The sequence below is a fragment of the Azospirillum oryzae genome (genome assembly GCF_900177515.1).
Lineage (GTDB): Bacteria > Pseudomonadota > Alphaproteobacteria > Azospirillales > Azospirillaceae > Azospirillum > Azospirillum oryzae_A.
In genome coordinates, this window is sequence record NZ_FXAK01000009.1 from 401,609 (window position 1) to 422,010 (window position 20,402).

General features: G+C 63.7%; 17 protein-coding genes and 1 pseudogene. 7 read left to right on the forward strand and 11 right to left on the reverse strand.

Annotated elements, in window-relative coordinates; translation table 11 throughout:
- Window positions 1–62 precede the first annotated feature (62 nt).
- Window positions 63–1,040 (forward strand): TRAP transporter substrate-binding protein, encoded by a 978-nt coding sequence (locus tag B9N97_RS30285; protein ID WP_085091526.1) that lies wholly within the window; start codon window positions 63–65, stop codon window positions 1,038–1,040.
- Between the two features lie 96 nt (window positions 1,041–1,136).
- Window positions 1,137–3,020, forward strand: coding sequence for a TRAP transporter large permease (locus B9N97_RS30290; protein ID WP_085091527.1), 1,884 nt, complete (start codon window positions 1,137–1,139; stop codon window positions 3,018–3,020).
- A 387-nt stretch (window positions 3,021–3,407) separates the two neighbouring features.
- Here B9N97_RS30290 and B9N97_RS30295 read toward each other — a convergent pair.
- The 5 genes and pseudogenes from B9N97_RS30295 to B9N97_RS30315 form a co-directional block, all read right to left on the reverse strand.
- Window positions 3,408–4,176: pseudogene (locus tag B9N97_RS30295) on the reverse strand (IS6 family transposase).
- A gap of 162 nt (window positions 4,177–4,338) precedes the next feature.
- Complete coding sequence (locus B9N97_RS30300) at window positions 4,339–5,190, reverse strand: carbohydrate ABC transporter permease (RefSeq protein ID WP_085091529.1); 852 nt, start codon at window positions 5,188–5,190, stop codon at window positions 4,339–4,341.
- Between the two features lies 1 nt (window position 5,191).
- Window positions 5,192–6,148, reverse strand: a complete 957-nt coding sequence (locus B9N97_RS30305; protein ID WP_208621310.1) for a carbohydrate ABC transporter permease — start codon at window positions 6,146–6,148, stop codon at window positions 5,192–5,194.
- Window positions 6,145–7,437: an ABC transporter substrate-binding protein gene (locus tag B9N97_RS30310; protein WP_085091531.1), complete on the reverse strand. Its 1,293-nt coding sequence runs from the start codon at window positions 7,435–7,437 to the stop codon at window positions 6,145–6,147. Before B9N97_RS30310 ends, B9N97_RS30305 begins: the two co-directional genes overlap by 4 nt.
- A 61-nt stretch (window positions 7,438–7,498) precedes the next feature.
- Entirely contained in the window at window positions 7,499–8,551 is a 1,053-nt protein-coding gene (locus B9N97_RS30315) for an ABC transporter ATP-binding protein (protein ID WP_085091532.1), read from the reverse strand.
- A 214-nt stretch (window positions 8,552–8,765) separates the two neighbouring features.
- Here B9N97_RS30315 and B9N97_RS30320 point away from each other — a divergent pair, with 214 nt between their 5' ends.
- The 4 genes from B9N97_RS30320 to B9N97_RS30335 all read left to right on the forward strand — a co-directional run bounded on the left by B9N97_RS30320 (window position 8,766) and on the right by B9N97_RS30335 (window position 12,739).
- Window positions 8,766–9,275, forward strand: a complete 510-nt coding sequence (locus B9N97_RS30320) for a MaoC/PaaZ C-terminal domain-containing protein (protein ID WP_085091533.1) — start codon at window positions 8,766–8,768, stop codon at window positions 9,273–9,275.
- Window positions 9,276–9,380: 105 nt separating this feature from the next.
- Window positions 9,381–10,121, forward strand: coding sequence for a TetR/AcrR family transcriptional regulator (locus tag B9N97_RS30325; protein WP_085091534.1), 741 nt, complete (start codon window positions 9,381–9,383; stop codon window positions 10,119–10,121).
- Window positions 10,122–10,310: 189 nt separating this feature from the next.
- Window positions 10,311–11,897 carry an acyl CoA:acetate/3-ketoacid CoA transferase gene (locus B9N97_RS30330; protein WP_085091535.1) on the forward strand — a complete coding sequence of 529 codons (1,587 nt, stop codon included), beginning with the start codon at window positions 10,311–10,313 and terminating at the stop codon, window positions 11,895–11,897.
- Window positions 11,898–11,929: 32 nt separating this feature from the next.
- Window positions 11,930–12,739 (forward strand): shikimate dehydrogenase family protein, encoded by an 810-nt coding sequence (locus B9N97_RS30335; protein WP_085091536.1) that lies wholly within the window; start codon window positions 11,930–11,932, stop codon window positions 12,737–12,739.
- A gap of 96 nt (window positions 12,740–12,835) precedes the next feature.
- Here the strand turns inward: B9N97_RS30335 and B9N97_RS30340 are convergent, their stop codons facing one another.
- Window positions 12,836–13,531: an ABC transporter ATP-binding protein gene (locus tag B9N97_RS30340; RefSeq protein ID WP_085091537.1), complete on the reverse strand. Its 696-nt coding sequence runs from the start codon at window positions 13,529–13,531 to the stop codon at window positions 12,836–12,838.
- Window positions 13,532–14,110: 579 nt separating this feature from the next.
- Between B9N97_RS30340 and B9N97_RS30345 the strand changes: the two genes are divergently transcribed.
- Window positions 14,111–15,061, forward strand: coding sequence for a GntR family transcriptional regulator (locus B9N97_RS30345; RefSeq protein WP_208621311.1), 951 nt, complete (start codon window positions 14,111–14,113; stop codon window positions 15,059–15,061).
- A gap of 27 nt (window positions 15,062–15,088) precedes the next feature.
- Here B9N97_RS30345 and B9N97_RS30350 read toward each other — a convergent pair whose 3' ends face one another.
- The 5 genes from B9N97_RS30350 to B9N97_RS30370 form a co-directional block, all read right to left on the reverse strand.
- Window positions 15,089–15,937 (reverse strand): fumarylacetoacetate hydrolase family protein, encoded by an 849-nt coding sequence (locus B9N97_RS30350; RefSeq protein ID WP_085091538.1) that lies wholly within the window; start codon window positions 15,935–15,937, stop codon window positions 15,089–15,091.
- A gap of 44 nt (window positions 15,938–15,981) precedes the next feature.
- Window positions 15,982–16,719 (reverse strand): SDR family NAD(P)-dependent oxidoreductase, encoded by a 738-nt coding sequence (locus B9N97_RS30355; RefSeq protein WP_208621312.1) that lies wholly within the window; start codon window positions 16,717–16,719, stop codon window positions 15,982–15,984.
- Window positions 16,716–17,975, reverse strand: coding sequence for an ABC transporter substrate-binding protein (locus B9N97_RS30360; RefSeq protein ID WP_085091540.1), 1,260 nt, complete (start codon window positions 17,973–17,975; stop codon window positions 16,716–16,718). Before B9N97_RS30360 ends, B9N97_RS30355 begins: the two co-directional genes overlap by 4 nt.
- 143 nt (window positions 17,976–18,118) lie before the next feature.
- A complete protein-coding gene (locus B9N97_RS30365) occupies window positions 18,119–18,904 on the reverse strand; it encodes an acetoacetate decarboxylase family protein (protein WP_208621313.1) in 786 nt (261 codons plus the stop codon).
- 55 nt (window positions 18,905–18,959) lie between these two features.
- Complete coding sequence (locus B9N97_RS30370) at window positions 18,960–20,177, reverse strand: alpha-hydroxy acid oxidase (protein ID WP_085091542.1); 1,218 nt, start codon at window positions 20,175–20,177, stop codon at window positions 18,960–18,962.
- Window positions 20,178–20,402 lie beyond the last annotated feature (225 nt).

The window sequence follows — 20,402 nt, forward strand, 5'->3', positions numbered from 1 at the left end:
TTCCGGACGGAACTCCGATCCCGAACAATCACACCCAGAACAATCTCAAAAGGAGGAAAACCATGAAGAAGGCTCTGTTGGCAGGGCTGGCTCTGGCAGCCATCGCCCTCGGCATCACAGTGCCGGCGGTCGCCGCCACCACCGCCCGCCTGTCACTCGATGTTCAGGAAGGCAACCCCAAGCACATCGCTGCAACGCGCTTTGCCGATGCGGTATCGGAAGCGACGAAGGGTGCGATCAAGATCCGCATCTTCCCGAACAGCCTGCTGGGCGCGGAAGCGGAGTCGGCGGAAGGCATCCGGCTCGGGTCCATCCAGATGGGAATCATCACCAGCTCGGTCTTCACGACCTGGATTCCCCAGGTGCAGGTGCTCGACCTTCCGTTCCTGTTCCGCGACGACCAGCACGCGGTCGCCGCCAACGCGGTGCTGACCAAGGCGTTGGCCGACAGCTTTCGCGAGAAGGGCTTCCATCTGCTGGGCTTTTCGGTCAATGGTGCCCGCCAGCTGATGAGCAAGGACCCGATCGTCACGCCGGCCGATGCGGCCGGAAAGAAGATGCGGGTGATCCAGAGCCCGATCCATGTGGCTCTGTGGAAGGCGGTCGGCGCCAATCCCGTGCCGATCCCGGCGCCGGAGGTGTACAACGGCATGCAGACCGGCGTCGTCGATTTCTTCGACAACACGGCGACCAATTATCTGACCTTCCGCTTCTATGAAGTGGCGCCGAACTACACCAAGCTGAGCCACATCTATGCGATGGGTGCCTGGGTCGTTTCGGAGCCGTGGTGGCAGAAGCTGACGGCGGACCAGCAGGCCGCCATCGAAAAGGCGGCGCATGATGCGCAGGCCGACATCGTGCCGCTGCAGGCGGAGCAGGACGAGGCGGCGCTCGCCAAGACCGTCGCCCTGGGCGCCACCATCCATGAGGTGAAGGACAAGGCGGCGTGGCGTGAGCTGATGAAGCCGGTGTGGGCGGAGTTCACGCCGACGATCCCGGGTGCCGACACGCTGATCCCGGCGATCGAGGCGGTGAAGTAACGGGAGGGGAAGCCGTCGCGCGGATGATGCTCGGCACCTCCGCGCGCCCGCCCGCAGAAAGGTTCGGCCAGCAGTTTGGCCAATCGGAAAGGCCCGATGATGTCGGAAGTCCAAGCTACCAGCTCTGAAACACTGTCCGGCCGATTGCAACCGGCCTGGGGGGAGACCGTCTGCCGCCTGATCGAAGGCGCCGTCGGAGCCGTCAATTTCCTGGTTCTGATCGCGCTGACGCTGGTCGTCTTCGTTGGCGTGATCGCACGCTATCTCTTCAACAGCGGCTTTCCCTGGACCGAGGAATTCGCGATCTGGGCCTTCACCTGGCTGATCTTCCTGGGTGCGGCGACCGGGATCCGGCAAAAGCGGCACGTGCATGTCGACCTGCTGGTTGATCATTTGCCGGCGACGGCGCGGCCGGCCGTCGATTTCCTGCGTGACAGTCTGGTCGCGCTGACGCTCCTGCTGTTCACCTTCAGCGGTTACGAGCTGGCCGACCGGATCGGCGGGGTCAGTACTACGCTGCAATGGCCGAACGCCCTGCGCTATGGCGTCGTTCCGGCGGCGGGCTGCATCGGGCTGCTGTTCCTCCTACTGGGCGAGACGACGATGGCCGGGCTGCTGCGCCGGGCCGGGTCGGTTGTGCTGGCCGGTGCCATGTATCTGGTCGTGCAGGATCAGGCGCTGTCGCCGTTCCAGGATGTGTCGCCCAGCCTGCTGATGACGCTGGTGTTCTTCCTCACCATGCTGATGGGCGTGCCGATCGCCTTCTGCATGATGCTGGGCGTGTTCGTGACGACCTGGAGCGCCGATCTGCTGCCGGCACCGGCGATTCTGCAGAACATGATCGCCGGTTCGACCAAGTTCATCCTGCTGGCGATCCCGTTCTTCCTGACGTCCGGCTATCTGCTGAATCTCGGGCGCCTGTCGGAGCGGCTGATCGATTTTGCTGAATCCCTGTTCGGCCATTTCCGCGGCGGTCTGGCCCAGGTCGTGGTGGTCAACAGCGTGCTGATCGGTGGTATTTCCGGTTCATCGGGAGCCGACGCAGCGAGCACCACCAAGGTCGCGGTGCCGGAGATGATCAAGCGCGGTTACTCGCCGGCCTTCTCCTGCGCCATCACCGCGGTGTCGTCGATCCTGCCGAACATCATTCCGCCAGCCATCGCCATGCTGGTCTATGCCTCGGTCTCGAATGTTTCCATTTCGCGCCTGTTCGCCGCCGGCATCATCCCCGGTTTGCTGGTCGCGATGGCCCTGATGATTGTCGTCTATATCCTCGCCGTCCGCCGCGGCTACGAGGGAGGTAAGAAGCGGGCGCCCGTCAGCGTGGTCTGGAGCAGCTTCCTGCAGGCGGCCCCGACCTTGGCGATTGCCGTGCTGATCCTGGGCTGCATCCGTCTGGGGATCACCACCGCAACCGAGGCGGGGGTCATGGCGCTGGTCTGGGCCTTCATCCTGGGTAAGTTCGTCTACCGCGCCTATGGCTGGCGCAGCTTCTACCGGGCCATCATCGACTGCGCGACGGACTCTGCGTTGATCGGCTTCCTGATTGCGACGTCGGTTCCCTTCGCCTGGATCCTGATCGCCGAAGGCGTGCCGCAGGAACTGATCGGCTGGGCGCGGGAAACCGCTCAGGGACAGTTCGGGCTGCTGCTGATCATGAACCTTACCCTGTTCGTGGCAGGCATGTTCCTGGACCTGACGCCGGCGATGCTGATCGCGGCGCCTCTGTTCCTGCCGCTGATGACCCAGGCGGGCATCGACCCGATCCAACTCGGCCTCATCATGATCATCAATCTCCAGCTCGGTGGCGTGACTCCGCCAGTTGGTATCCTGGTCTTCATCTCGGCGCAGATCGCCAAGGTCCCACCCTATGCCGTGTTCCGCGAGGTCGGCGTGTTCGTCGCGGCCGTGCTGGTGGTCCTGGCGGCAGTGTGCGCCTTTCCGTTCCTGACCATTGGAATTTGGGACTTTTTTGGCTGAACCTATGATGGTTGCATCAAGTCTCATCCCGGAAGCCGGATGAGGAACGTTGGTTCTTTGATTGCGGGCACAGGAGGCAAGCCCTCAAAAGAAGGATCATCGCCAACGGCATTGATGAGGTGCTCTGCCGGCTCTGTGGTTCTTTCCGAGGTCCGGACGGGCCCTCTTCATCATGGTGTCTGAAAGCTCTGGTCGCGGAATCAAGCTGAAGTGCGACAACACGTTTTTGTTGATCGGAGGGGCCGCTTTTTAGCCATTACGCCGATCTGGGAAAGCTCGTGCTTGTGGACCCACCGGCACGAGCGGCGGGGCAGGGGAGCGCCGGTGGCTCTGTTGCAAAGCTTGCCGGCAGGCGCGAGATGATGGTTACGGGCATCACCGCCGATGCTATGCGCCCTGGAGTTCGAGCTGCTGGCTGATGAACTGCACGGCCTCGGCGAGCACACGGGGTCCAGGATTGAAGGCGCGTTCGACGAGGCGCGCCTCGCCCTGCATGTCGCGGGTGATGTTGAGGCTGGACGCTTGGCCTTTGCGGAGCGCCCGCATCACCTCAAAGCCCTTGATCGTTGCGTAGGCCGTATTCAGGGTCTTGAAGCCCCGCACCGGGCGGATCAGCTGCTTCAGCTTGCCATGGTCGGCCTCCACCACATTGTTCAGGTATTTGACCTGCCGGTGCTCCGTGTCCTCCGGGCATTTGCCCTCGGCTTTCAGTTCCGCCAGGCCTAGCCCATAAGTTGGCGCCTTATCGGTGTTGATGACCGGCGGCGTCTCCCACGCCTTCAAGCCGTTCAGCGCCTTGGCCAGAAAGCACTTGGCGGCGGCGGTGTTGCGCGTGGGAGAGAGGTAGAAGTCAATGGTGTTGCCATGCTTGTCAACGGCTCGGTACAGGTAGGCCCACCTGCCACCGACCTTCACGTAGGTCCCGTCGACCCGCCAGTTGGTCGACCTCGGACAGCGCCACTGCCAGCGTAGCCGCTTCCCGATCTCCGGCGCATACTTCTGCACCCAACGGTAAATGGTCGAGTGATCGAGCGTGACGCCGCGTTCGGCCATCAGCTGCTCGAGATCACGGTAGCTGATGCCGTATCGGCAATACCAGTGCACCGCCCAGAGCACGACCTCACCCTCGAAGTTGGCGTCCCTTGAAGTCCGACACGGCTTGGCTCCCAACAGCGTCCAGCTATTCCGCCGCTTGTCGGTAAACTTTGCAACAGAGCCGTTCGGACCCTCAGCCCGTCAACCAGCCGCGAAGTTGACAATACCCGACTGGTGTCCCGATCGATATTCTGACAGCGCACAAGCCCACCGACGACCCGGCTCATCCCCGTACAGCGCCGGCAGTGAGTCCTGCCACGAAATGCTTCTGCATCAGGAAGAACAAGGCAACCGGCGGCAAGGCCGCAAACAGGGCGCCGGCCGAGATCAGGTTCCAGGCGGTGAGCCATTCGCCCTTGAGGCCGGCGAGACCGAGCGTCAACGGCTTGGCCGCATCACTTTGCACCAGGACGAGCGCCCAGAAGTAATCGTTCCAGACGAAGGTGAAGATCAGGACTGCCAAGCCGGCCAGGGCCGGGCGCAGCAGCGGTACGATGATCTTGCGCAGGATCTGGAACTCGCTTGCCCCCTCAAGCCGCGCGGCTTCGAACAGTTCGTTCGGCAGCGCCGCGATGAAGTTGCGCAGGAACAGCGTTGCGAACCCAATCTGAAAGGCCGTGTGGAACAGGATCAAGCCCCACACCGTGTCGTACAGGCCAAGCTGGAGGATGAGGTCGCGGACGGGAATCATCAGAATCTGATAGGGTACGAAATTGCCGCCGATGAACATGGCGAACAGCAGCGTCCTTCCCGGCAGCGGGTACTTGGCGAGCGCCACGGCGGCCATGGTGCTGAGCACTAGGACGGCAATCACCGTCACACCGGTGATCACGACGCTGTTCAGGAAGAACGCGCCCATCGGCGACGTGGCGAAAACCTCACGATAATTCTCAAACAGCGCAAAATGGGACGGCAGGCGCCAGTAATTCCCGGCAAGGAGATCAGTCTGGGGCCGTATCGCTGTCATCATGATGGCGATCAGCGGCGTCATCCACAGCAGCATCGCCGCGTAGAGCGACACGCGATAGCCGATGCGCACCGGGCGCGATCGCTCCTGAATGGGGGTGGGATACACGTTAGCCTCCCCTGGCTTCGCGGCGGAGCGTATGCCACAGAAACCATGCGATGTAGACACTCATAATCGCGAACAGCACGGTGGCGATGGCGGCGCCATAGCCGGCCCGGTAGCTGAAGATGGTCGCGTCATACATTTGATAGGCCAGCACAGTGGAACTCCCATAGGGGCCGCCCTGGGTCATCACCGCGATCATGTCGAAATTGCGCAGGGACATGATCACCGTGATGATCGAGGCGACGAAGGACACGGAGCGGAGCTGCGGCAGGACGATGTGGCGGAGGAGGCTCCAGCCGGCGGCGCCATCCATCCGGCCGGCAGCGATCAATTCCTGGTCAAGCTGGGACAGGCCGGCGAGGAACAGGACAAGGCAGAAGGCGATCTGCGACCAGAGCGCCGCCGCGATGATGCCGAAAGTGACGAAATGCTCGTCAGACAAAATCGCCAGCGGTTCCAACCCCAGCCAGTTGAACAGGATGGCGAGCAGCCCGAAGGTAGGGTCGTAAAACCAAGTGAATACGACGCCAATGATCACGTGCGCCAGCACCAGCGGGATGAAGAAGATCGACTTCACCAACCGCATTTCCGGCAGAGTTTGGTTCAGGAACAACGCGAGCGCCAGCCCGAACACCGGAGCCAGCAAAAACAGGACCAGCCAGATCACGTTGTTCTTCAGCGACGTGTAGAACTGCGGGTCGCTGAACAGTTCTGCATAGTTGGAAAGGCCGACCCAGGTCGCCGGACCGGTGCCATCCCAGTCATAGAAGCTGATCCAGATGCTTTGAACGATGGGCGTGATGATGAGGAGACCGAAAAGGCCGACCGGCAGGACCAGCAACAGCAGTGGTGTCAGCCACGCCTGGTTGTTCTGCCACACGCGCAGCCCGCTCAGCCGACGCGCTGGCGGAGGGGCGGCGGACATCCGCCCCTCCCAGCCATCAGTGCGCGGCGCGCTCATTTGAATATCCGCTGCCGGGCGGCCTCAAGCCGCTCAAGCACGGTGTCGGAACGCTTGGGATTGGCGAGAAATTCCTGGAAGCCTTTCATTCCGACCTGTGCCATTTCCGGGTCGGTGTCCCGGTCGTAGAACTGCGCCGATCCCTGCGCGTTCTTCGCCAGAGCCATTTGCGACTGGGCGAAGGCATCACCGGTAATGTCGACGTCGGTCCGCGCCGGCAGTACGGCCCCGCCCAAGGCGAAGGCCTTGAGATTATCCGGCTGCGCGAGGAAAGCCAGGAAGCTGCGGGCAAGGGGCTTGTTCTTCGCCCCGCTCGGGATGGTCACCCCATTGACCGAGATTTCCTCGGCCTTGGGCACCGACGGGTCGATCACCGGGAACGGAAAGAAGCCGATGTTGCCATGGGCCTCGGCGGGAAGCGAGGTGAGGACATAGGGCCCGAGCAGATACATGGCGGCCTTGCCCTGAGCGAGGAACGGAATTGCCTCCTGCCAACCGTAGGACGACGCGTTGTCGAGGAAATAGCCCTTGCCGATTGGCTCACCCCATTTTGCGAAAACCGCCTTCACGCGTGGATCCGTGTAAGAGGCCTTGCCGTCCATAAGCTGCATGTGGAAATCAAGGCCATTCATGCGCATGTCGAGATAATCGAACCACAGTGCGTTGGCCCAGAGATCGCGGGTCCCGATGGTGAAGGGAGTAACGCCGGACGCCTTGATCTTAGCCGCCGCGGCCATCAGTTCGTCCCACGTCGCCGGCGGTGCGACTCCGACTTTTTCGAACACCTGCTTGTTGTAGAAGAACCCCCATGTCGTGAAGTTCGTCGGCATCATGTACTGCTTGTCGCCTTCGGAGACAGCCGGCAGCCAGGGCTTCATCACGTTCGTCAGATTGTTCTCGGCAAAGAAGCCGCTCATATCGTCGAACAGGTTGCGCTTGGTAAAGGTCTTCATGCGGGCGCCGGTGAACCAGAAGGCGACGTCGGGCGGGTTGGTGACAAGAAAGTTTCGGATCGAGGTTTTGTAGGACTCCACGTCGCTGTAGTTGATCGTGACCTTGACTCCTGGATTCTTGGCCTCGAAATCCGCGGCAATCTTGTTCATCGCCGCCTTCTGCCCGGCGCCGCTGCGGTCGGAATTAACGACGAGCGTCTGCTCATCGGCGGCGTAAACCCCGGTGGGCAGCGTGATAGCCGCGGCCATGCCCAACACGGCGACGGCGGCTCCAAGGGCTCGTCGGCTGATGCACCGGCGTGAATTGGACGTGGTGGTGGCCGAACGGTCGGTCATGCGTTTCTCCCCATACACTTCTTGTGGCTGATTGGAAGGTGGCGCGGGTGCAGCTCGGCGTTCAGGCCAGCCGTCGGCCCGAAGCCGTGTCAAACAGGTGGACGCGGGCGGCATCGGGAAGGATGCGGATGGTCTCCCCGGGCTTCGGCAACACGCGGTCGCGGAACACGCAGACGATTTCCTGCGAACCGCTGCGAACCACGATCTGGGTTTCGGAACCCGTGGGCTCCACCACCACGACCTCGACAGGGACGCCTGCGTCGGTCAGACTAAAATGCTCAGGCCGGATGCCATAGACCGCCGCGCGCTCGCTCGCCGGAGCGACATCACTGAGCGGCAGCCGAAAGCCGTCTTGGGTGATGAAAGTGTTGCCCTCAGTCCGCCCATTCAGGAAGTTCATGGCCGGCGACCCAATGAAGCCGGCGACGAACATGTTGTCCGGCCGATCGTAGAGATCGAGCGGTGCGCCGATCTGTTCGATGGCGCCATCACGCATGACCACGATCTTGCTGGCCATGGTCATGGCTTCAATCTGGTCGTGCGTCACGTAAATCGTCGTGGTCTTCAGGCGCTGATGCAGTTCTTTGATTTCGGAGCGCATGGCAACGCGCAACTTGGCATCGAGATTTGACAGAGGTTCGTCGAAGAGAAAGACCTGCGGATCGCGCACGATGGCGCGGCCCATGGCCACGCGCTGGCGCTGGCCGCCGGAGAGCTGGCGCGGGTAGCGGTCGAGCAGGGCGCCGAGGCCGAGAATCCGCGCGGCGTGGTCGACGCGCTGGGTGATCGCCTCTTTCGGCGCCTTCCGCAAGTTGAGGGAGAACGCCATGTTCTCCGCCACCGTCATGTGCGGGTAAAGTGCGTAGCTTTGGAACACCATGGCGATGTCGCGTTCCTTCGGCGGAACGTTGTTCACCACGCGTGGCCCGATGCGGATTTCGCCGGCAGATACGGTTTCAAGGCCGGCGATCATACGCAAGAGCGTGGATTTCCCGCAACCGGACGGACCAACGAGAATAACGAACTCTCCGTCCTCGATGTCCACCGAGACGCCGCGGAGAATATGCGTCGCGCCGAAGCTTTTGTGCACGTTGGCGATGTTCACAGAAGTCATGTGCGCCTTGCTCGAAGCTGTGTGAGATGGGCGAGCCGGCTCCGAGAACCGGCCCAACCTCTCGCAGGCGCGCCCCTCGGTCGTATCGCTTGGGCGAGGCCCTTGTGGCAGCCCCGGATTGTTTTGAAAACTAACATTGACGGGTTGGGTCGTCAATGCGATAGTTACTTATCAATAAGTAAGTTTTTCGACACCGAGCGAGCAGGATGACCGAATGACGGAAGGATTGATGCCGACACAGGGCATTGCGGCTGGACGCAAGCTTGCGGCGGGTGAGTATGGGTTCGACGATGTCGATACATGCGACTCGTATGAGACCGCGGGTGTCACCGTGACCGAAACGCACGTCGTTGGTTTCGCAGGGCTTTCGGGCGATCTCTTCGACGTGCACATGGATGACCAATTCGCCCGGGAGGCCGGCTTCCCCGGCCGCATCGCGCATGGCCTGCTGGGGCTTGCCCTGGCCGACGGTCTCAAGACCCGCTGCAAGGTCCATCTCAAGGGGATCGCGACGCTGAGCTGGAACTGGTCTTTCCGGGCGCCGTTGATGATCGGCGACCGGATCCATGTGCGGATCACGATCAGGGCGAAGCGCACCACCAAGCGGTCCGATCGCGGCATCGTCACGCTCGGCATGGAAGTGATCAACCAGGACGGGGTCGTTGTCCAGGATGGCGAGTCGCTTCTCTTGATGCGGGCGGGAACACCCGGAGTCACGACTTGACCCGCAGCGCAACTTCGTTCATGCGAAGAACTGTTAACGCCTGGACTGGATAGACGAATGCCGCGAAAGCAGACCTCAGATACGTTACCGGCCGGGCGCTCCAGCATGCCGGACAGCATCAAAGCCATCGCGACCGAGTTGCTGATTGCTCACGGCTATCATGGGATGAACTTCCGGAGCATAGCGGAGCAGCTCGACATCACGACGACCAACATTCATTACCATTTCGGCAACAAACAGCGGCTTGTCGATGAGGTTGTCCAGGACTACGTGGCGGATGCCACCGCCCGTCACCGGGCGATCTGGCTTGACGAGAAAATAACCCTGGCAGACAAACTGCGCCGGGTGGTTGATTACAACTATGAACGCTACAAACGGTTCAATCGCGGAAAGCACACGGGTCAGCCCTGGAGTCTGATCGGGCGGCTTCGGTTGGAAAGCAATGTTTTGAGCGAGGTCGCCCGCGCCAGCCTCGCCTCTTTCACCACCTCCGTCCACGATGCCATCCGGCTCGCGGTCGAAATGGCCTGGCAGAAGGGGGAATTGCGTCCCGACACGCCACGGGAGGATTTGGCCTTCCTGATCATCAACATCGTGAACAGCTCCTCGGTGTTCACGCAGGACGCCGGCAGCTTCGAGCGGCTGGAGTTGTTTTTCGAGGCCTTCGTCCGCGTCATGCTCTCTGCGTATGCGGCCGACCCAATTGCGGCCGGCACCACACCAGCCAAGCTCGACGCCGCCAGCGGCGCGGCGGATGCGTCCGCGGCGATGGCCGGAAGCGGAGAGCCCGCTTCCGAACCGGCCTCGGCGCGGACCAGCCGGACACGACGGGCCAAAAAGGCCTGAGCTGGCCGCGCCGCCGCACCGGCGGCGGTTGCCCGCAATGTCGCTCCAGCGCACGGGCGACAGCCGATGAAAATCATGCCGCGAAACTGTCCAGTATGCTGACGAAGCTGTTGCGCCGCCCCCAATTTTGACTTATCAGTAAGTAAGTTTGCACGGCTGGTGCACCGAAAATCATGAAAAGGAAGGACCATGCGGGTCATTACAGCTGACGCTGCGGCGGCGCTCGTGCACGATGGCGACACCGTTCTCATAGCCGGCTCGGGCGCTGGTCATGGAGTACCGGAGTCCTTGATCGAAGCCGTGGAGCGCCGCTTCCTGTCCTCCGGATTGCCGAAGTCGATCACCTCCATCCATCCGGTCGGCATCGGGAACCGCGGCGAACGGGGGGCATCCCGCCTCGCGCATGCGGGCCTTCTAAAGCGGATTGTCTGCGGCACCATCGTGGACGCGCCGCCGGTCGCGGCGATGGCGAGCCGCAATGAAATTGAAGCCTACACCCTGCCGCAAGGCGCCCTGTCCCAGCTTCTGCGCGAGATCGCGGCCGGCCGGCCCGGCCTGCTCACCCACGTCGGACTTCACACCTTCGTTGACCCCCGCATTTCGGGCGGTCGGCAGAGCACCCGCTCGACGGAAGAACTCGTGGAGCTGGTCGAGCTGAAGGGGCGGGAGTGGCTGTTCTATAAGCCCTTCGGGATCGACGTGGCCTTCCTGCGTGGAACCACGGCGGACGAAGATGGCAATATCTCCATGGAGCATGAGGCGATCTTCGGCGACGCGCTGTCGATGGCCCAGGCAACGAAACGCTGCGGCGGCCTGGTCATCGTCCAGGTGAAGCGTCTCGCCCGCCGTGGCACGCTACCGGGCAAGACCGTAAAGGTTCCCGGAATGCTGGTCGACGCCGTGGTGGTCGCGTCGGACCAGGCTCAGACCTACCAGACCGCCCACGACCCGGCCTTCGCCGGCGAGCTGCGCATCCCGCTCGACGCCTTTCCCAAGCTGCCGCTGGACGAGCGCAAGATCGTCGCCCGGCGCTGCGCCATGGAGCTGGAGGTGGGCGCCGTCTGCAACGTCGGGTCCGGGATCTGCACAGGCATCGGCCTGGTTGGCGCCGAGGAGGGCGTCCTCGACCACATCGTCCTGACCAACGAACAGGGCCTGATTGGTGGCGCCCCGGCCAGCGGTCTCGACGCCGGCGCTTCGCGCAACTACGCCGCCATGATCGATCAGCCCTACCAGTTCGACTTCTACGATGGCGGCGGTCTGGATATTGCGTTTCTGTCGGCGGTCGAAGTGGACGCCCAGGGCAGCGTGAACATCAGCCGCTTCGCCAACCGGGTGGTCGGAATCGGCGGCTTCGTCAACATCAGCCAGAACGCCAAGAAGATGGTGTTCGGCGGCACCTTCACCGCCGGCGGCCTCAAGATCGAGGCCGGGAACGGAACGCTGGCCATCCGTGAGGAGGGGCGGCATCACAAGTTCGTCAACACTCTGGAGCAGATCTCCTACAGCGGCCCCTACGCGCAGTCGCGCGGGCAGGTGACCCTGTTCGTGACGGAGCGCGCGGTGTTTCAGACGACCGAACGCGGGCTGGAGCTGATCGAGATTGCGCCGGGCATCGACCTGGAGCGGGACGTTCTGGGCCAGATGGATTTCCGGCCGGCTATTTCGGACTCCCTGCGCATCATGGACAGCCGTCTGTTCCGGCCGGAGCCAATGGGGCTTGCGGAAGGCTTTGCCGGGAAAAGCCGGCCGGTCCATCCGCGTCTCGCGTCCTGACCGACGCTGCAAAGCGGGGAAGGAAAAGCATCATGGGCCATCAAGCCACCATCACAGGCACGACCCGCCTTTTCGTCATCATCGGCGATCCGATTGATCAGGTACGCTCGCCCCAGGTCTTCAACCCGCTGCTGACCGGCGCCGGCCGGGATGCCGTGCTGGTCCCGGTCCATGTGCGTCCCGGCGGTCTCGCTGCGGCTTTCCAGGGGTTCCGTGCGATGGACAACCTCGAGGGCATCGTCGTTACCGTGCCGCACAAGTTGGCCGCCGCCCGTCTGATCGACGGCATCGGGCCGACCGGCCGGCTGGTGGGTGGGGTGAACGCGGTGCGGCGCGAGCCTGACGGGCGGCTGGTCGGCGATATGTTCGACGGGCAGGGTTTCCTGATCGGGCTGCGCCGTGCCGGTCACGCCCCCGAAGGGCGGCGCGCGTTGCTGGTCGGCGCGGGCGGGGCCGGCAGCGCGGTCGGCTTCGCTCTGGCCGGGGCAGGGGTGGAGCGCCTCACCATCGTCGATGTCGATGCGGCCAAGGCGGATGGATTGGCATCAGCCGTCGCCGCGGCGTGTCCGCAGGTTCGCGTTGACCGTGGGCCTGCGGTGCCGGATGGCCACGATCTGGTGATCAACGCCACGCCGCTGGGCATGCGGCCCGACGATCCGCTGCCCCTGGATCCCGCGCGCCTCACACCGGGAATACTCGTGGCCGACATCATCATGAAGCCGGCGGTCACGCCGCTTCTGCACGCCGCGGCTGCGCGTGGCTGCATCGTTCACCCAGGTAAGGCCATGCTGGACAGCCAAGCTGAAGCCATCGCGGGATTTTTCGGCATCCCCCTGCCTTAGCCGCCGTCCGCTCCCAACGTCATCGTCCGACACCGAGCCTCATCGGGCGCACGAAAGTCGGCGGGTGTATCCGCGTCGACGCCTTGTGCTCCGCATTCAGTGTCGTTTGGCCCACACGATTTCTGGAGACATCCATGTCCCTGACGATCCGTGGGCGACGACCGACAGGTTGTGCTCCACCATCAGCACGGTGCGGTCGGCGGCGACGCGCTTGATCAGCGCCGCGGTGCCCTCGATGTCCTCATGGCCCATGCCGGCCAGCGGCTCGTCGAGCAGCATCACCTCCGGGTCGAGCGCCAGGGTGGTGGCGATCTCCAGCGCGCGCTTGCGGCCATAGGGCAGCTCGGCGGCGGTGTGGCCGGCCCAGGGGGTGAGGTTGACCGCCTCGATCAGTTCCAGCGCCCGGTCATGCAGGTCGTAGAGCGACGACTCGGACTTCCAGAAGTGGAAGCTGGTGCCGAGCGGGCGTTGCAGCGCCACCCGGACATTCTCCAGCACGCTGAGGTGCGGGAAGACGGCCGAGATCTGGAAGGAGCGGACCAGCCCCATCAGGGCGATGTCGGCCGGCTTGGTGCGGGTGATGTCCCGGCCCTTGTAGAGGATCTGGCCGCGGGTGGGCGTCAGGAACTTGGTCAGCAGGTTGAACACCGTGCTCTTGCCGGCGCCGTTCGGGCCGATCAGCGCGTGGATGGTGCCGCGGCGAACCTGCAGGTTCACCTCCTTCACCGCCACGAAGCCCTTGAACTCCTTCGTCAGGTTGCGCGCTTCCAGGATGATGTCGTCGGTGGGCACCTTGGGGTTCGATGCCGCATCAGCTTGGTGGGCTGACGGAGCTTGATGTCCGCCGTGCATGTCAGGGCACGAGCGGGCGACCGCTCTTCCTCTTGTGCATCGGAATTCTCCTGTTTTCGGCTTTTCGGGCATTTCCCGTTCAGGCGTCCGCGCGACATCTGCGCTCCGGCACCGTAAGCGATCCTGATATGTGTATAGTGCATCCATTGTACGTTTGTCAATCGATATGGGATCCATGCATTCTGGAGCCGCTCAGTGATGGTCCAACCATGTTGGCGGTGAAGAGCGCATTGGATAAGGTCGGAGGTGCTTCATGCATCCTGCGCAACCAGAGAGGGATTACCCGGCATCCTGCCGGAATGGCAGAGCCGGAACACAAGGATCGGAGGGGATACGCCGGTGCCTCTTCCAATCTCCGGACAGGATTCAGAAAAGGGAATCGGCGAGGGGATCGAACTCAGGGGCCATAATTTCCCGCCAGTCCATTGATCGTGACGAGTGCCAGAGCAGGGGAGTGGAAGGATGAGGGTGGCAGACTTGCCAAGCGACATCTCCGATGACGCAGAGAAGGCCGTTTCATTGCAGGAGCGCGCATATCGGCTGCTGAGAGCGATGATCGAGGACGGCCGGATCGGGCCAGGGGAGCGTCTGCAGGAAGCCCAGGTGGCGAAAGCCTTCGGCATCAGCCGCTCTCCTGCCCGCCATGCCTTGCGGACGCTGTGCGTTGAGGCTTTGGTCGAGGAGCATGACGGGAAGGGATATGTGGTCGCCGGACGTGGGGCCGGCGTCGCCGACGGGTCGCTCGCCAGCCTGGAGCCGGTCAAGATCCAGTCCACGCCCCAATGGGAACGCATCTACAAGGAGGTCGAGCAGGAACTCTTCATTCGCATTCTGTTCGGGGCGGTGAGAATCAACGAGAAGCAGCTTGCCCTGCATTTCGACGTCAGCCGCACCGTGACCCGCGATCTGCTGGCGCGCATGCATGGAATGGGTCTGATCGAGAAGGACGATGCCGGTCATTGGCTGTCACGCCGCATCACGCCCGACCATATCCGCGACCTCTACGAGATGCGCCGCCTGCTGGAGCCGAAGGCCCTGCAGAAATCCCTGCCGCACCTTCCGGTGCCGATGCTGCGCCATGCCCGCGACCGCGTCGCGCAGGCGCTGGAATGTGCCACGCCCGACAGTGCGGCCTTCGACCGGATTGAGCGCGACCTGCACATCGATATCCTGTCATGCTGCCCGAACACGGAGATCCTGCGGGCGCTGGAGCGGACACACATGGTGTTCGGGCCGACCCGTTATCTCTTCCACCCCTTCCTGGGCGTGCCGGTCGAGATGATCGACGGCGCCCTGAAGGAGCATATGCAGATCCTGGACCGCACCCTGCGCGACGATGTCGCTGGCGCGGCACAGGCACTGCACGATCACCTGGAGGTCGCAGACGACCGGTGGCTGAGGCGTTTCGAGATCATCGCGAGCACGACGCAACTCCAGTTCCCCGCCTATCTGTCACCGGCCGGCGGGTGAGGGTGCCGGACGGTCAGGCTTCCTCCCTTACCTCCGCCACGGCACCACGGTCTGCCGTTGCCGGCCAAGCCCCTGGACACCGAGGGTCACAACGTCGCCGGTCTTCAGCCAGACCGGTTCCGGGGTCTTGCCCATGCCAACGCCCGGAGGCGTGCCGGTCGCGATGACGTCGCCCGGAAACAGCGTCATGTAGGCGCTGCAATAGGACAGCAGGGCCGCCACGCCGAAGATCATCGTCCGGGTGTTGCCGGTCTGCATGCGCTCGCCGTTGACGTCCAGCCACATATCCAAATTCTGCGGATCGGGCACCTCGTCGGCGGTGACGAGCCACGGGCCGATCGGCGCGAAGCTGTCGCAGCCCTTTCCCTTGTCCCATTGCGACGACTGCATCTGGAAGGCACGCTCCGATACGTCGTTCACCACGCAATAGCCGGCGACATGGTCGAGCGCGTCGCCTTCGCTGACGTGGCGAGCGGTCCGACCGATGACCACGCCCAGTTCGACCTCCCAGTCCAGCTTGGTCGAATGTGGGGGCTGGATGGTGTCGTCATTCGGTCCACAGATGGCCGAGGTCGATTTCAGGAAGATGATCGGTTCCGACGGGATGGGCAGGCCGGTTTCCGCGGCATGGTCCGAGTAGTTCAGGCCGATGCAGACGACTTTGGAAATGCCGTGGTAGGGCACGCCGAGGCGGGGCGACCCGGCGACGAGGGGCAGTTCCCGCGGATCGATCGCCGACAGCCTGGACAGGCCTTCCGGAGACAGGTCTTCGGGGGTGAAGGCGCCGCGGAGGTGTGACAGGTCACGCAGCCGGCCCTCGTCGTCGATCAGACCCGGCTTCTCCCGGTTCGGGTCACCATACTGGCACAATTTCATCGGATGGATCCTGTGTTTGGGCTGGTGTGAAAGCCGACGGCCGGTCAGGCGACGGTGGAACCGCCGTCGACCGTCCAGGCGGCGCCGTTGACGTGGCGGGCCTGATCCGAGAGCAGGAAGCGGATGACCTCGGCGACGTCTTCGGGCCTGCCGTAGGCTGCCGTCCCCGCCCGCCGGATGCCCCCCGACCTGCCGGCCTGCTCGTCCAGGGAGCGGATCATGCGGGTGTCGATCGGGCCCGGCAGGACCGCGTTGACACGGATCGCCGTCCCCGCCACGTCGAGCGCCGCCACGCGGGTCAGGCCCAGCACGGCGTGCTTCGTGGCCACATAACCGGCCAGCCCGGCGCGTCCGCGAACCGCCGAAGTGGATGCCGTATTGACGATCGCCCCCTCTCCGCGTGGAATCATGCGGGCGAGGACATGTTTCAGGCCGAGGAAAACGCCCTTGGCGTTGACCTGCAAGAGCCGGTCGAAGACGTCGTCCGGATAAAGGTGGAGGGGGGCGACGACGCCTTCGATGCCGGCATTGTTCGCGAAGGCGCTGATCGGACCCAATCTCCGTTCCACCTCGTCGACCGCCTTGGCCATCTGCGCGCCGTCCGAAACGTCGGTTTGCAGGAACAGCGCCCGGCGTCCGGCGGCCTCCACCAGTTTCGCGGTTTCGCGGCCGGCATCGACATCCAGGTCGAGGATGGCGACATCGGTGCCCGCCGCGGCGAGCGCCGCCGCGGTTGCCCGTCCGATGCCGCCGCCACCGCCGCTCACCAGGGCGGTGGTCACTGCGCCACCAGCGCGCATCCGCCGTCCTTCAGCGGCCGCCAGACCTGTTCGGAGGGGATGACCTGCTTGACCTTGTAATAGTCCCAGGGATAGTTCGACTCGGCCGGCGTCTTGACCTCGAACAGGTACATGTCGTGCAGCTTGCGGCCGTCGATCCGGATGCTGCCCTTGCCGAACAGCGGGTCGTCGGTCGAGATTTCCTTCATTTTGGCGATGATGGCTTTGCCGTCCGCGGATTGGCCGCCGGACGCCTCGACAGCCTTCAGGTAATGCAGCACTTCGGCATAGACGCCGGCCTGGAGCTGGCTGGGATACTTTCCGCCGTTGCGCTCGGCGAAGCGTTTGCTCCACTGGCGGGTCTGATCGTTGAGGTCCCAGTAGAAGGCAGCGGTGAACTGCAACCCCTGCGCGATCTTCAGGCCCAGCGAATGGACATCATGGAGGTACAGGACCATGGCGACCAAACGCTTGCCGGACTCGGTGATCCCGAATTCGGTTGCCTGCTTGATCGAATTGATGGTGTCGCCGCCGGCATTGATCAGGCTGACCACCTTGGCCGGCGACGCCTGCGCCTGAAGGAGGAAGGACGCGAAATCCTGGGTATTCAGCGGCGTGCGGACGCTGCCCACCATGGTGCCGCCCAACTCCTTCAGGACGTTGCGCACGTCGTTTTCCATCGCCTGGCCAAAGGCGTAGTCGGCGGTCAGGGCGAACCATGTCTTGTCGCCGGCGCCGACCACCGCCCGTGTGGTGCCGACGGCCAGCGCATAAGTGTCGTAAGTCCATTGGATGGTGTTGGGCGAGCAGGCCTTGCCGGTGAGATCCGATGAAGAAGCACCCGCGACGAGCATCGCCTTGTTCTTGTCGCGGACGATGTTGTTGACCGCCAAGGCGACTGCGGAATTCGGCAGATCGACGATTACATCGACGCCCTTGGTGTCGATCCATTCCCGGGCGAGCGAGGCGGCGATGTCCGCCTTGTTGAGATGGTCGGCGCTCAGCACCTCGATGGGGCGCATCTTGTGGCCGGCGGTGAAATCCTCCACCGCCATCTGGGCGGCGACGACCGAGCCGTTGCCGGTGATGTCGGCATAAAGGCTGGACATGTCGGTAAGCACGCCGATGCGGAGAGGCGTCGGTGCCTGCGTCTGGGCCTGCGCGAGACCTGCCGGTGCCGCGACGGCGGCCAGGCAGAAAAAGCCGGCGGCCGATGCCATGAGGCGGCGGCGGTGGAGCGGCCGGGTCGATGTCGTCATGAATTTCCTCCCGTTCATTTAGGGAACGCGGCTCGGCGGGTTCACTCCGCTTCCGCCGGACCATCAGCCATTCTTGGTGCTTTGCTTGGGGCTGCGGTCCGGCACGATGGCCATGCGCGGTTTTGATGTTTGTGGGGACGCGGTCAGGGAATGAGGCGCTTCAGCAGGCGCCGGTCCTCGACCTCAAAGCCGCCACCGTAAACGTCGGACGCCATGAAATGCGCGCCGAGGATTTCCGGTTCCAGGGCGGCGATCGGGTCATACTCCGATGCATGCAGCGTCATGCTCACCCGTCCCCGGAGCGGCGGCGAATAGGCGAGCGGCGTCCGGCGGTAGACGATGTCCGAGTAGACCGGTTCCGGACGTTCCGGATGCGGAACCCGCCGGACATGGATCTCGCCAGCCGGCTGCTCCTCGCCATCGACCAGCGCCACCAGCGGCGCTTGCGGATCCGGCGTGAAGCTGAAATCCGCCAGCGGAATGCCGCGGCGCTTGACCCAGCCCTCGACCGCCCCGTCCGCCGTCTCGTTGAAACGGTAGGTCGCGTCCTTCTTGGTGTAGCCGAAAATTTCGCGCCCGGCGGCGATGCCCATCGGGTCGGAGCAGTACATGAAGATATGGGTGTGGGTGAACAGTCCCTCGTAGCGGACCGGGACCGAGACCATCAGGTCGAACATCTCGCCGGCATGGATCGCCAGCGTATGGCCAGGCGACAGCATGAAGCGGAAGGCGACGCGATCGTTCACCAGTTCGAACGGCGTGTCCGACAGCAGCTTCGCCACCTTGGCCTGTTCCACCCGGGTCACCACCTCGACCGTCCGCAGCGGGCACTCCCATTCCAGCGGATAGGCCGGCGCGTAGGGCGGGTTGACGCCGCTGTTCTCGTGCATCTTGTACTTGCCGAACATCTCGTGTCCTTTTCTCGTCATGCCGGCTTTCTTGGGTCCAGCCGGTCCGTCGTCGAATGGAAAGGGTAGGGCGGCGTCAGGCCGCCGGAATGGCGGCTTCCGGCCGTGTAGGCCGAAGACCGTCGACGCGTCCGCCTGCCGGTCCGTCGTCGAGCAGAATCGTCCGGTCGGCCGCGCCGATGGAGGTGACGCCGCATAGCCCCATTGTCAGGTCGAGTTCGCGGTGCAGGATTTCCAGGCAGCGGGTGACACCCGCCTCGCCCAGAGCGCCCAGCCCATAGAGAAAGGCGCGGCCGATCATGACGCCATCGGCGCCCAGGGCCACAGCCTTCAGGATGTCCTGGCCGGAGCGAATGCCGCTGTCGAACAGCACTTCGGTCCGCCCCCCCACCGCCTCGGCGATGGACGGCAGCATGGCGATGCTGGACGGTGCTCCATCGAGCTGGCGCCCGCCATGGTTGGAGACGACGATGGCATCCGCCCCACTTTCGACAGCCAGCACCGCGTCGCCGGGATCCAGCACGCCCTTCACGATCAGCTTGCCGTCCCATTTCTTCCGGATCCACCGGACATCCTCCCAGGACAGGGTCTGGTCGAACTGCTGGCTGACCCAGGCGGCTAGCGAGCTGACGTCGGAAACACCGGAGACATGGCCGACGATGTTCCCGAAGCTGCGGCGCCGGGTGTTCAGCATGCCGAGACACCAGCGCGGCTTGGTCACCAGGTTCATCAGATTGCGCAGCGTCGGCTTGGGAGGCGTCGACAGACCGTTCTTCAGATCCTTGTGGCGCTGCCCCTGGATCTGAAGGTCAAGGGTGAGCACCAGCGCGGAGCAGCGAGCCGCCTTGGCGCGGTCGATCAGCCGGGTGACGAAATCTCGGTCCCGCATCACATAGAGCTGGAACCAGAAGGGCTTCCGCGTCGCGGCGGCAACGTCCTCGATCGAGCAGATACTGACGGTCGACAACGTGAAGGGGATGCCGAACCTTTCGGCCGCCCGAGCCGCCAGAATCTCGCCGTCGGCATGTTGCATACCGGTCAAGCCTGTTGGCGCAAGCGCCACCGGCATCTTTACGGTCTCACCCAGCATGCTGGTGGCGGTGGAGCGTCCGGCGATGCTGAGACCGATGCGCTGGCGGAACCTGATCGCGGCAAGGTCGGCCGAATTGGCGCGATAGGTACCTTCGGTCCAGGAGCCGCAGTCGACATAGTCGTAGAACATTTGCGGCACCCGACGTTGCGCGAGGACGCGCAGGTCTTCGATGCAGGTAATGAGCGGTTCGGGTGGGCGCATTGAATTCCCATGAGTTGCGGCGGGCGCGCCGCCATGTCTGCCGTGCTCCGGAAAGCGGGGCGGGTAGGCATCGATGGCGATCGAACCAAGCCTTCGAATGGGCGCCGTTCACGACGGCGTTCGTACAGTGCATCCAAAGTACGTTCATAACATGCCGTGTTGCGGATGCCGCTGTCAATGGGGCATCGAACAATCTGGATCAGAACAGTTGACCGCCTCGCCTTT

Coding starts and splice junctions, on each gene's coding strand:
- B9N97_RS30305 (WP_208621310.1), bottom strand. CDS start 6,148: ATGAGCGCGCCGCGCACTGATGGCTGGGAGGGGCGGATGTCCGCCGCC.
- B9N97_RS30315 (WP_085091532.1), bottom strand. CDS start 8,551: ATGACTTCTGTGAACATCGCCAACGTGCACAAAAGCTTCGGCGCGACG.
- B9N97_RS30350 (WP_085091538.1), bottom strand. CDS start 15,937: ATGAAATTGTGCCAGTATGGTGACCCGAACCGGGAGAAGCCGGGTCTG.
- B9N97_RS30365 (WP_208621313.1), bottom strand. CDS start 18,904: ATGACGAGAAAAGGACACGAGATGTTCGGCAAGTACAAGATGCACGAG.
- B9N97_RS30325 (WP_085091534.1), top strand. CDS start 9,381: ATGCCGGACAGCATCAAAGCCATCGCGACCGAGTTGCTGATTGCTCAC.
- B9N97_RS30335 (WP_085091536.1), top strand. CDS start 11,930: ATGGGCCATCAAGCCACCATCACAGGCACGACCCGCCTTTTCGTCATC.
- B9N97_RS30290 (WP_085091527.1), top strand. CDS start 1,137: ATGATGTCGGAAGTCCAAGCTACCAGCTCTGAAACACTGTCCGGCCGA.
- B9N97_RS30285 (WP_085091526.1), top strand. CDS start 63: ATGAAGAAGGCTCTGTTGGCAGGGCTGGCTCTGGCAGCCATCGCCCTC.
- B9N97_RS30360 (WP_085091540.1), bottom strand. CDS start 17,975: ATGACGACATCGACCCGGCCGCTCCACCGCCGCCGCCTCATGGCATCG.
- B9N97_RS30310 (WP_085091531.1), bottom strand. CDS start 7,437: ATGACCGACCGTTCGGCCACCACCACGTCCAATTCACGCCGGTGCATC.
- B9N97_RS30370 (WP_085091542.1), bottom strand. CDS start 20,177: ATGCGCCCACCCGAACCGCTCATTACCTGCATCGAAGACCTGCGCGTC.
- B9N97_RS30320 (WP_085091533.1), top strand. CDS start 8,766: ATGACGGAAGGATTGATGCCGACACAGGGCATTGCGGCTGGACGCAAG.
- B9N97_RS30330 (WP_085091535.1), top strand. CDS start 10,311: ATGCGGGTCATTACAGCTGACGCTGCGGCGGCGCTCGTGCACGATGGC.